The following is a 12,029-nucleotide window of genomic DNA, read 5'->3' as shown; positions in this document are numbered from 1 at the left end:
TCGCCGAACCGATGATCCCGAACGCATGCTCGATCCCGTGCATCTGCAAAACCTTAACAAAGGCTTCCTCTGTCGTCATTCTCATGGCTGTTTCCTCGTCCTTCAGGCAGCTTTGTCGATACCGGCGCGAGTTCCCGCGCCGGTCTCGGCGCGACGGTCATCAAGGACCATGCGCGCCAGCTTGGCGCCGATCATCATCGCGGGCGCATTGGTGTTGCCCGAGACGATCTCGGGCATGATCGAGCAATCGGCCACCCGCAGGCCGCGGATGCCGCGCACCCGCAGGCGCGGGTCCACCACGGCGCGCGCGTCCGCGCCCATGCGGCAGGTGCCGGTCGGGTGGTAGATCGTGGTCGAGTTCATCCGCGCCCAGGCCAGCACCTCGTCATAGCCCTGCACGTCGGCGGTCGGCCGGAACTCCTCGGAGATGGCGGATTTCAGCGGCTCGGTGCGCGCGAACTTGCGGGCGATCTCGATGCCGGCGACCAGCGTGTCGCGGTCGGTCTGGGTGGCCAGGTAGTTCGGCTCGATCAGCGGCGCCGCCAGCGGATCGGCCGAGCGCAGCGTGATGGTGCCGCGGCTTTCCGGCCGCAGTTGGCAGACCGATTGCGTGAAGGCCGAGAAGGGATGCACCCCCTCGCCGGGGCTGTCGGCGGACCAGGGCTGGATGTGGAACTGGATGTCGGGCGTCGCGAGGCCGGGCCGGGTCCGCAGGAAGCCGAAGACCAGGCTGGCCGCCATGGTCATCGGCCCGGTGCGGAACAGCGCGTATTCCAGCCCGATCCGCGCCTTGTTCATCAGGCTGCGCACCTCGTCGTTCAGCGTCGCCTCGCGGCATTTGAACACCAGCCGGGCCTGCAGGTGGTCCTGCAGGTTGCGGCCGACCTCGGGCGCGTCCTGCTGCACCGCGATGCCGTGGTCGCGCAGATGCGCGGCATCGCCCACGCCCGAGAGCATCAGGATCTGCGGCGAGCCGATGGCGCCGGCGCAGAGGATCACCTCGCGCGCGGCGCGGATCACCTGATGGCTGCCGTCGGGGCGCCGGATCTCGACCCCGGCGGCGCGGCCGTCCTCGATCACCACGCGGCGCACCTGGGCGTTGGTGACGACCTGCAGGTTCTGCCGGTGGCGGATCGGCTTCAGGAAGGCGACCGCCGCCGAGCAGCGCCGACCCTTGTCCACGGTCAGCTGGAAATGGCCGACGCCATCCTGCACCGGGCCGTTGTAATCGGGGTTGTAGGGGATGCCGTTGGCCTTGGCGGCCTCGATCCACAATTCGCAGATGCGGCGGCGCAGGCGCGGGTCCGAGACCTGCAAGGGCCCATGCCTGCCGCGCCCCTCACCCTCGCCGCGCTGGAAGGTTTCCAGCTCTTCGAACAGCGGGCCGACCTCGCGCCAGGACCAGCCCTCGTTGCCCATCTGCGCCCAGCGGTCGTAATCCTCGCGCTGGCCGCGGACGTAGAGCAGCCCGTTCAGCGACGAGGACCCGCCCAGCACCTTGCCGCGCGGCCAGTGCAGCGAGCGGCCGTTCAGGCCCGGGTCGGGCTCGGTCTCGTAGCACCAGTCGAAGTCCGGGTTGTGCATGGTGCGGAAATAGCCGACCGGGATGTGGATCCAGGGACTCGAATCGCGGTTGCCGGCTTCCAGCAGGGTGACGCGGATCGCAGGATCGGCGGAAAGCTGGTGCGCGACCACGCAGCCGGCCGATCCGGCGCCGACGATGACGTAATCCGCGAGGTCTGATGCTTGGCTCATCTTGGCATCCTTTGCGGGCTCGCGCCCATGGTTCGGGAAGGAAGGCCGGGCGGGGCTGCCGCCCGGCAAGGCTCTAGCCGCGCTCGCGGCGGCCGATCAGCACGGCGCAGACGAACGAGACCAGCGCGGCGAAGACCACATAGGCGCACAGCCAGAACGGGTCGTTGTCGTTCGCGGCCATCAGCGCCGTCGCGATCATCGGCGTGATTCCCGAGGCGAAGATGCCCGAGAACTGATAGACGAAGGACACGCCAGTATAGCGCACGCTGGGGTCGAAGAGGTCCGCGAACAGCGCCGCCTCGGGGCCGTAGCACATCGGATAGACGATGCCGAAGGGCAGGGCGATGCCCAGGACCACCAGCAGCGGGTCGCCGGTGGACATCAGTGCGAAGGCCGGGAACACGCTGAGCGCCAGCAGCAGCGAGCCGACGGCATAGGTGCGCGGCCGGCCGAGCCGGTCCGAGAGCCGGCCGAAGAACGGGATGCAGAACACCATGACGATGGCCGCGCTACAGACCGTCCACAGCGCGAAGGTGCGTTCGAGCCCGACGTATTTCGTCAGGTAAAGGATCGAGAACACCGCGAAGACGTTGAAGAACACGCCGTCGATATAGCGCGCACCCATGCCCAGCATGACATTGCCCGGATAGCGCTTGAGCATGTCCACGAAGGGCAGGCCTTGGTCGCGGGCCTGCGATTCCTCCTTGGCCTTCCTGAACTCGGGGCTTTCGCCGATATTGCTGCGGATCCAAGTGCCCAGCACGACCAGGATGATCGAGGCGACGAAGGCCGCGCGCCAGCCCCATGCCATGAAGGACTCGTCTGGCATCATGGTCAGCAGCGCCATCACGCCCGAGGCCATGAACAGGCCCAGCGACAGGCCGATCTGCGGGATCGAGGCGTAGAAGCCGCGCTTGTTCTCGGGCGCGAATTCATAGGCCATCAGCACGGCCCCGCCCCATTCGCCGCCGATGCCGATGCCCTGCGCCACGCGCAGCACCAGAAGCAGGATCGGCGCCAGGATGCCGATCTGGTCATAGGTCGGCAGCAGGCCGATCAGCACCGTCGCGCCGCCCATCAGCAACAGCGTGATGACCAGCATGGTCTTGCGGCCGATGCGGTCGCCGAAATGGCCGAAGACCAGCCCGCCCAGCGGCCGGGCGACGAAGCCCACCGCGAAGGTCGCATAGGCCAGAAGCACCGAGATCGTCGGGTCGTCCGCCGGAAAATACAGCTTGTTGAAGACGATACCGGCGACGACGCCGTAAAGAAAGAAATCGTACCATTCGATGGTCGATCCCACGAGGCTTGCGAACACGACCTTCTTGACATCGTGCTCCCGGTCGCCAAACGCGTTGGCGCCAGCGGTTGTAACCGCCATGACATCCTCCCTGATGCTGCGACGTTGTTCGATTGTTCAGCTGTTCCCCGGCAAATCCTCCTTTTGCCGGTGAGCCGACGTTGCCCCAGGCAGCCGAGTCATGTCAAAGTATTTTTGGGAGTCATGCTCTCATTTTCATATGATCATGTTTCACGCCCGGTGGTTGGAGCGGCGCCGGCAAGCATGTAGAGTCGGGCCGGGAAACGACGGAAACAGCCGACCATGACGAGTATCCAGGACAAGTCCTCACTGCCGCCGAGCTTCCGGAATCTGCAGATTCTCGAGGTGCTTGCCGGCGAGGGCCGGCCCCTTACCGCGACCGAGATCAATGCCTCGCTGAACCTGCCGGTGCCGACCATCCACCGGCTGGTCGGCAATCTGGAAGCCGAGGGGTTCCTGATCCGCCATATCGACGGGCGCAGCTATCAGCCGGGGCCGAAGCTGCGGCAGATGATGCAGGGCGTCATCCGCTTCTGGCACCAGGACCTGCCGCAGCGCGACGTGCTGATTCGGCTGAACCAGCGCCTGGGCGAGACCTGCAACCTGTCGATCCCCGACGGCGACGCGATGCTCTATATCGACCGGGTCGAGACGCATTGGCCGCTGCGCATCCAGCTTCATGTCGGCTCGCGCGTGCCGCTGCACGCCACGGCGGCGGGGAAGCTGGCCTTGTCGCAGATCAACGACGGCAAGCTGGAACGCTACCTGAAACGCGCCGAGTTGCAGGCCTATACGGCGCAGACTCTCACCGACCCGGACCGGCTGCGCGACGAACTGCGCCAGATCCGGCAGCAGGGCTACTCGACCGATACCGGGGAATTCGTGCCCGGCATGATCGCCATGGCCGTGCCGGTGCTGGACCGAGCGGGGCAGTTGATCGCCACGGTGTCCTTCCACGCCCCGGTGCAGCGGCTGACCCTGGCCGAGGGGCTGAAATACCTGCCCGACCTGCGCGCGGCGGCCGAGGAACTGGCGCAGCTGATATGACCGGACCGGCGCGAGGCGTCAGGGCCGGACCATCTCGGCGGCGATGCCGGTGCTGGTGCGCATGATCAGTTCCAGCTCGACGCGGCTGCGGATCATGAAATCGGCATCCGGGCGCCCGATCGCCTCGACGATGGCCTGCCCGGCCGAGATGCCGATCTGCTGCGCCGGGATCCGCACCGTGGTCAGCGCCGGCTCCATCTGCGCCGAGCCGGCGAAATCGCCGATGCCGATCACCGACAGGCTGGCGGGAATCGCGATCCCCAGCCGCGCCGCCGCATAGATCGCCCCCTGCGCGATCACGTCATTGGCGCAAAGCAGGGCGCTCGGCCGGTCCTCGCCGGCCAGCAGCTCCAGGCAGGCGGCCTTGGCCTGGGCGATGCTGTAGGGCACCTCGACCTGCCAGCGGTCCTGCAATTCGATCCCGGCGGCGCGGAACACCGCCGTCGCCGCCGTCTTGCGATCCCGCGCCCGGTCGTTGTCGAAGGTGGCGGGAAAGACCATGCCGATGCGGCGATGCCCCAGCGCCACCAGATGCTCGGCCGCCAGCCGTCCCGCCTCGCGATTGTCGACGCCGATGCAGGGCAGCGGTGAATCCGCGAGGTAGTTCCAGATCGCCAGCAGCGGCACGCGCTGTTCGGCGATCAGCCGGAAGGTGCCGGGGCTGTGGTCCAGCCCGACCACCGCCAGCGCATCGACGCGATGCTCCAGCAGCTTTCGGACCAGCCGGTATTCGACTTCCAGGTCGTAGCCATGCGAGGCGAGTAGCAGGGTGAAGCCCTGCGCGCTGACCGTGTCGTTGAAGGCCTGCACCACCTCGGCGAAGATGGTGTTGGCGACGGTCGGCACCACCAGCCCGATGGTGGCGCTGCGCTTGCCATGCATGGCCTGGGCGGCGCGATTGCGGATATAGCCGGATTTCTCGACCGCCAGCTCGACCCTCTTGCGCGTCGCCGGATGCACCAGGTCGGGGTGGTTCATCACCCGCGACACCGTGGCCGGTGAAACGCCTGCAAGCTTGGCGACGAAAACAATATCCGGCTTAATCATAAGATTTTCCTGATCTATCCGGACATACGATGAGAATTAATGAAAACATTTGCAAGAGTGTTTTCATCGCCTAAGGTCGAAGATCACGGCAAGAGGAGGCCGTGCCAGACCAACATTGCAGACATGGTGAGACCCGGTTTTCCGGGCCGCTGATCCATTCACCTTCCCGGCGGGCAGCCTGCCGGGAACCGGAGCAAGTGACAGGTATGAACATCTCGAACGATATTTTCTCGGTCGACGCGGCGATGGCGCGGGCGCGCGCCGCGCAGGCCGGATACGAGGCGGGGGGCAGCCAAGGCCGCTACGACCGGGCGGCCCTTGCCGCCGGCTGGGCCATCATGCAGCCCGAGCGCAACCGGCAGCTGGCCGAGCTGGCGGTCCGCAGCACCGGGCTTGGCAATGTCGCCGACAAGATCGTCAAGAACCACCGCAAGACCCTGGGCCTTTTGCGCGACATCCGCGGCGTGGCCACGCATGGCATCCTGTCCGACGACCCCGAGACCGGCATCACCGAGATCGCCCGGCCCATCGGCGTGATCGGCGCGGTGGTGCCCTCGACCAACCCGGCGGCGACGCCCGCGAACAACATCATCAACGCGCTGAAATGCGGCAATGCCATCCTGCTGTCGCCCTCGCCCAAGGGCGTGGCCTGCTGCGAGATGCTGCTGGGCTTCATCCATGCCGAATTCGACCGCATCGGCGAGGACCGCGACCTGGTGCAGATGCTGCCGGGCCAGGGCAGCAAGGCCAAGACCCAGCGCCTGCTGGAGACCGCCGACCTGGTGGTGGTGACCGGCAGCCAGGACAACGTGCGCCGCGCCTATGAAAGCGGCACCCCCGCCATCGGCGTCGGCGCCGGCAATGTCGCGGTGATCGTGGACGAGACCGCCGACCTGGCGGCGGCGGCCGGCAGGATCGCCGCCTCGAAGACCTTCGACAACGCCACCTCCTGCTCGTCGGAAAACGCGCTGATCGTGGTCGATGCGGTCTACGACGCCTTCCTGGCCGCGCTGGCGGCCGAGGGCGGCGCGGTGCTGCCGCCGTCCGAGGCGCCGGGAATCGTCGCCCGGCTCTGGCAGGACGGGCACATGAACCGCGAGATCATCGCCCAGGATGCCGAGGTGATGCTTAACAAGCTGGGGCTGGCCGGCAAGGTCCCGCCCGGCACCCGCCTGATCGCGGTCGAGACCGAGGGCATCGGCCCCGATCATCCGCTGTCGGGCGAAAAGCTCAGCCGTATCGCCGCGCTCTACCGCGCCCGCGATTTCGGCCATGCGGCCGAACTGGCGCGGCGCATCCTGCTGCATCAGGGCGCCGGCCATTCGGTCGGGCTGCATTCGCGCGACACCGGCCGCCCGATCTGGCTGGGCCGCGAATTGCCGGTCTGCCGGGTCATCGTCAACCAGGCGCATTGCTTCGCCACCGGCGGCGCCTTCGACAACGGGCTGCCCTTCTCGTTGTCGATGGGCTGCGGCAGCTGGGGCGGCAATTCCATCGATGCCAACCTGAACTGGCGGCATTTCATGCAGCGCACCCGCGTCGTGCGGCCGATCCCGCCGCGCGAGCCGGCGCTGGACGAGATCTTCGGCGACTACTGGCAGGAGGTCGGGCAATGAGGCTGGACCCGCACCATCCGCCGCAAGGCACCGTCCGCGACTGGCTCGACATCCGCGCCGCCGAACGGGGCGATACCATCAGCCACATCTTCCCCGGCGACGGCGGCGCGCTGACCTGGCGCGAGTTGCAGGGCGAGGCCGCCCGCATCGCCGGGCACCTGGCCGGGCTGGGGCTGTCCTGCGGCGACAGCGTGGCGCTGATGATGCCCAATGGCCGCAATGCGGTGCTGGGCCTGTTCGGCGCGCTCTACGGCGGCTTTCGCGCCACGATGATCAACCTGGTCGCCGGGGCCGAGGCCGTCGGCTATGCGCTGTCGCATTCCGGCGCCCGGGCGCTGCTGCTGGATCCGGGCCAGCGCGGGCTGCTCGACAGCGCGCTGGCCGCCCATCCCGCCGAACCCATGGTCATCGAGGCCGGGGACGGCTTCCGCTGGCCCGCCGGCTGCGAACCGGCGGCGCCGCATCCGCATGGCGCCGGGCATGACGCGCTGCTGATGTATACCTCGGGCACCACCGGCCGGCCCAAGGGCGTGCTGCACAGCCATGCCAGCCTGCTGGCCGGCGGCTGGACCACCGCGCTGGCGCATGAGCTTTGCCCCGAGGACCGGGCGCTCTGCGTGCTGCCGATCTATCACATCAACGGGCTTTGCGTGACCATCCTGGCGCCGCTGCTCTCGGGCGGCTCGGTGGTGGTCTGCGAGCGCTTCTCGGCCAGCCAGTTCTGGACCAGTTGCGAGCGGCACGGGGCCAGCTGGTTCTCGGTCGTGCCGACGATCATCTCGCATCTGCTGCATGGCGAGGGCGAGCCGTCGGCAAAGGCCCGGGCGCGGCTGCGCTTCGGTCGCTCGGCCTCGGCGGCGCTGGCGCCGGAGGTGCAGTCGGGCTTCGAGCGCCGCTTCGGCATTCCCATCGTCGAGACCATGGGCCTGACCGAGACCGCGGCGCAGATCCTGTCGAACCCGCTGCCGCCGGGCCCGCGCAAGATCGGCTCGCCCGGCCGGGCGGTGGGCAACCAGGTGGCGATCCTGTCGCCCGACCTGCGCCCGCTGCCGCCCGGAGCCGAGGGCGAGATTGCCGTGCGCGGCGCCAATGTCATGCGCGGCTATCTGGGCGATCCGGTCGCGACCGCCGCCGCGCTGACCGCGGACGGCTGGCTGCGCACCGGCGACCTGGGGCGGATGGACGCGGAGGGTTACGTCTTCGTCACCGGCCGCCTGAAGGAGCTGATCATCAAGGGCGGCGAGAACATCGCCCCGCGCGAGATCGACGAGGCGCTCTATACCCATCCCGACGTGATCGAGGCCGCGGCCTTCGCCCGCAAATGCGCCCGCTATGGCGAGCGGGTCGAGGCGGCCGTCACCCTGCGTCCCGGCTCGGCGCTGCAGCCGCCCGAGCTGATCTCGATCTGCCGGCAGCGGCTGGGAGAGTTCAAGGCGCCCGAGGTGATCCACCTGATGGCCGAGCTGCCCAAGGGCCCCTCGGGCAAGATCCAGCGCCTGAAGCTGGCGCAACTGACGCAATAGCGCCCAAGGGGCAGGAAGGAGGCCTCATTTTCCAGGAATGCGGCCCGGCGCCGAAAGCCCGCAGACCCGTCGGAGGAGGGCGGGGCTTCGACAGGGCACCGCGCCACGGGCCGCAGACGGACGTGCCAACACATCCAGCATAATCCAGGGAGGAGACATGCTAAGGCTTACCCGCTTCAGGACGACGGACCGCGTTCTGTTCGTCATCTGCCTGATGTATCTGGTCACCTATATCGACCGGGTCAACATCAGCACCGCCGCCCCCGCCATGCAGGCCGAACTGGGCCTGACGAATTTCGAGCTGGGGCTGGCGTTTTCCGCTTTCGCCTATCCCTATGCGCTGTTCCAGATCCTCGGCGGCCGCCTGGGCGACCGGCTGGGGCCGCACAAGACGCTGATCATCTGCGGCACGGTCTGGTCGGCCGCGACGGTGATGATCGGCTTCGTCGAGGGCGCGGTCTCGCTGATCATCGCGCGCGTGCTCCTGGGCATGGGCGAAGGATCGGCCTTCCCGACCGCCACGCGGGCGCTGTCGAACTGGATGCCGGCCGAGAAGCGCGGCTTCGCGCAGGGCATCACCCATGCCTTCGCCCGCTTCGGCAATGCGCTGACCCCGCCGCTGATCGCCTTTCTGGTCATCGCGCTGTCCTGGCGGCATGCCTTCGTCATCGTCGGCCTGATCAGCTTCCTGTGGGTGGCACTGTGGTGGTGGTATTTCCGCGACGATCCCCGCAATCACAAGGGCATCACCCCCGAGGAGCTGGAAACCCTGCCCGACCAGAAGATCGTGGGCGAGCGCAAGACCCTGCCCTGGGGCCGGCTTCTGCGGCGCATGCTGCCGGTGACGATCACCGATTTCTGCTATGGCTGGACGCTGTGGCTGTTCCTGAACTGGATCCCGTCCTATTTCCTGCACCAGCACGAGCTGGACCTGAAGAAATCCGCCATCTTCGCCGCCGGCGTCTTTCTGGCCGGGGTGGTGGGCGACCTGGCGGGCGGCTGGCTCAGCGACGGCATCCTGCGCCGCACCGGCAATGTCGCCCTGGCGCGGATCAGCGTCATCGTCCTGGGCTTCCTCGGCGCCTTTGCCTGCATGCTGCCGGTGATGTTCTCGACCGATCTGGTGACGGTGGCGATCAGCCTCAGCGCGGCCTTCTTCTTTGCCGAGCTGATCGTGGCGCCGATCTGGGCCACGCCCATGGACATTGCGCCGCAATATTCCGGCACCGCCAGCGGCTTCATGAACTTCGGCTTCGGCCTGGCCGGGATGATCTCGCCCATCGTCTTCGGGCTGATCATCGACATGACCGGGCGCTGGGACCTGCCCTTCGCGGCCTCGCTGGTCCTGCTGCTTCTGGGCGCGGCCTGCGCGCTGCTGATCCGCCCGGACCGCCCGTTCCGCGACGATCCCGCCGATGACGACGAAGGTCTCGGATGCGATCCGCAGCTGGCCGGCGCGGCGTCGAAGTGACCGTCCGGCCTCGCCCCTCCGGGCGGGCCTTCCTGCCGCGGCGCCCGCAGCTCTGGAGCCCGGGCGCCGTTCGCGTATGCTGGCACCGGGACGGCAGGATGCGGGGACAGGACGGATGGAGAAGGCTGCGACAAGGCAAGGGCAGGGCAGTCCCGGCGAGGTCTTCGCCGCCTTCCTGAAGCTGGGCCTGACCTCGTTCGGCGGGCCCATTGCGCATCTGGGCTTCTTTCGCGACGAGCTGGTGATCCGGCGGAAATGGCTGTCCGATCCTGCCTATGCCGATCTGGTCGCGCTGTGCCAGTTCCTGCCCGGTCCGGCCTCCAGCCAGGCCGGCTTCGCGCTGGGGCTGATGCGGGCCGGCTGGCTTGGGGCGCTGGCCGCCTTCGCCGGCTTCACGCTGCCCTCTGCCCTGATCATGGTGGTTTTCGCCATGACCGCCGCCTCGCTCTCGGGTCCGGTCGCCCAGGGGGCGCTGCACGGGCTGAAGCTTGTCGCGGTCGCCATCGTGGCGCAGGCGGTCTGGGGCATGGCGCGCACGCTCTGCCCGGACCCGGCCCGGGCCGGCATCGCCGTGGGCGCCGTGGCCGTGCTGGCCTTCCTGCCCGGCAGCTTCGGCATGATCGGCGCCATCGCGCTTGGCGCCGTGGCCGGGCTGGCACTTTGCCGCGGCGCGCCGGCGCCCGCGGGCGGGCATGTGCCGATGCCGGTCGGCTATGGGGCGGCCGCGGCCGGGCTGGTCGCCTTTGCGGCGCTGCTGGTGGTGTTGCCGCTGGTCGCCGGCGCCTCCGGCATCCTGGCGGTGTTCGACGGTTTCTATCGCGCCGGGGCGCTGGTCTTCGGCGGCGGCCATGTCGTGCTGCCGCTGCTGCAGGCCGAGGCGGCAGCCGCCGGGCGGGTTTCGGCGGATGCCTTTCTGGCCGGCTATGGCGCGGCGCAGGCGGTGCCGGGGCCGCTTTTCACCTTCGCCGCCTATCTGGGCGCAGTGCCCCAGACCGCTCCGCACGGTCTTGCCGGGGGCGCCCTGGCCCTGGTCGCGGTGTTCCTGCCCGGCTTCCTGATCCTGATCGCGGTCCTGCCCTTCTGGGACCGCTTCCGGGCGATGGCCGCCGTGCAATCGCTGATGCGCGGCGCCAATGCGGCGGTGGTCGGCATCCTGGGCGCCGCGCTTTATTCGCCGGTCTTCACCGGCGCGGTGGGCGACATGCGGGATTTCTGCCTGGCGCTGCTGTGTTTCGTGGCGCTGGTCGCCTGGAAGGCGCCGCCCTGGATGGCGGTGCTGCTGGCGGCGGCGGGCGGGATCGGTCTTGACCTCGCCGGCTGAGCCGGCGGCGGCGGAGCGGGGCGGCAGGCTGGGCCGCCCCTACCCCCACCACAGGAGATGGCGCACCATGTCAGACAACTCCAGGTAGAATCAACCCGCCCGGCGGCGATCCGGCTCCGCCTTGCGGGATTTTGCCGACCGGCGATGAAAATTCAGGAAAAACCGCCGCTTGCCGACGATTCCCGGAGGTCTGGCGCCGGGAGGGGTGGCGGCGCCTAGCCCTTGGCGTCGCGTGCCTGCGCCCATTCCTCATACAGGTTGCGGCCCGAGTCCGGCTGGACCGGAACATGGCTGATCGCCATGGACTGCTCGGCGAAAGGCCGGCGCAGATCGGCATAGATCTCGGCCGTGGACAGGTTGAAGGGGGCGCCATCCTCGTTGGAATAGGCATAGGCCACCGTCGCCACCCCGGCCAGCCGCATGGCTGCCAGGCACATCGGGCAGGGATGGCCGCTGGCATAGACCGCGCTGCCGTGCAGCGCCTCGGGGCCCCGTGCGCGGGCGGCGGCGCGCAGGGCCAGCAGCTCGGCATGGTCGGTTATGTCATGGCTCAGATGCGTCTCGTTGACGGCGGTGGCGATCACCGTGCCGTCGCTGACCACCACGGCGCCGAAGGGGCGGCCGCCGGCGGCGATATTGGCTTGCGCCAGCGCGATCGCCTGGCGCAGGCAATGCGTTGCATCGGGCATGGATGCCTCCTTCTTCATCGGGCGCCGGGTCTTCCCATAGCCGCCGCGGCGCGCATGGTGAAGGGGCGTCGCACCCCCCCCTCGGCCGGATCGGCCTGCGCCGGCGGGCCGAGGGCGACGGCCGCCACCCTCAGGCGACGCGGTTGCCCTGCACCCAGACGCCGCGCACCGCGCTGGCATTGCCCAGCCGCGCCACCCGGATCACGTCGGCCCGGGCGCCGGGACGCAGCGCGCCGCGG

Annotated in this window: 9 protein-coding genes; 5 read left to right on the top strand and 4 right to left on the bottom strand. The window is 68.8% G+C overall.

The genetic code is table 11. The features are described from left to right. Positions 1-102: 102 nt before the first annotated feature. Complete coding sequence (locus I9P22_RS20400) at positions 103-1,755, bottom strand: GMC family oxidoreductase (protein ID WP_199261592.1); 1,653 nt, start codon at positions 1,753-1,755, stop codon at positions 103-105. Between the two features lie 73 nt (positions 1,756-1,828). After that, positions 1,829-3,136 (bottom strand): MFS transporter, encoded by a 1,308-nt coding sequence (locus I9P22_RS20395; RefSeq protein WP_199261590.1) that lies wholly within the window; start codon positions 3,134-3,136, stop codon positions 1,829-1,831. Between the two features lie 222 nt (positions 3,137-3,358). Between I9P22_RS20395 and I9P22_RS20390 the strand changes: the two genes are divergently transcribed. Continuing rightward, on the top strand, positions 3,359-4,123 hold the full coding sequence (locus tag I9P22_RS20390; RefSeq protein ID WP_199261588.1) for an IclR family transcriptional regulator: 765 nt from the start codon (positions 3,359-3,361) through the stop codon (positions 4,121-4,123). A gap of 18 nt (positions 4,124-4,141) precedes the next feature. On the opposite strand, the gene I9P22_RS20385 is transcribed toward I9P22_RS20390, so the two are convergent. Beyond that, complete coding sequence (locus tag I9P22_RS20385) at positions 4,142-5,170, bottom strand: LacI family DNA-binding transcriptional regulator (protein ID WP_199261586.1); 1,029 nt, start codon at positions 5,168-5,170, stop codon at positions 4,142-4,144. Between the two features lie 206 nt (positions 5,171-5,376). Here I9P22_RS20385 and sauS point away from each other — a divergent pair, with 206 nt between their 5' ends. From sauS to chrA, 4 genes are all read left to right on the top strand, one after another. Further along, positions 5,377-6,786, top strand: coding sequence for an acylating sulfoacetaldehyde dehydrogenase (gene sauS / locus I9P22_RS20380; protein WP_199261583.1), 1,410 nt, complete (start codon positions 5,377-5,379; stop codon positions 6,784-6,786). After that, on the top strand, positions 6,783-8,309 hold the full coding sequence (locus I9P22_RS20375; protein ID WP_199261581.1) for an AMP-binding protein: 1,527 nt from the start codon (positions 6,783-6,785) through the stop codon (positions 8,307-8,309). Before sauS ends, I9P22_RS20375 begins: the two co-directional genes overlap by 4 nt. Positions 8,310-8,466: 157 nt before the next feature. Beyond that, positions 8,467-9,780: an MFS transporter gene (locus tag I9P22_RS20370; RefSeq protein WP_199261579.1), complete on the top strand. Its 1,314-nt coding sequence runs from the start codon at positions 8,467-8,469 to the stop codon at positions 9,778-9,780. A gap of 115 nt (positions 9,781-9,895) precedes the next feature. Further along, entirely contained in the window at positions 9,896-11,101 is a 1,206-nt protein-coding gene (gene chrA / locus I9P22_RS20365; RefSeq protein ID WP_199261577.1) for a chromate efflux transporter, read from the top strand. A gap of 215 nt (positions 11,102-11,316) precedes the next feature. Here the strand turns inward: chrA and I9P22_RS20360 are convergent, their stop codons facing one another. Then, complete coding sequence (locus I9P22_RS20360) at positions 11,317-11,790, bottom strand: nucleoside deaminase (protein WP_199261576.1); 474 nt, start codon at positions 11,788-11,790, stop codon at positions 11,317-11,319. Positions 11,791-12,029 lie beyond the last annotated feature (239 nt).

This window comes from Paracoccus binzhouensis (assembly GCF_016446475.1).
GTDB classification, from domain to species: Bacteria; Pseudomonadota; Alphaproteobacteria; order Rhodobacterales; family Rhodobacteraceae; genus Paracoccus; species Paracoccus binzhouensis.
This window is presented reverse-complemented; position numbering and strand designations above follow the sequence as displayed.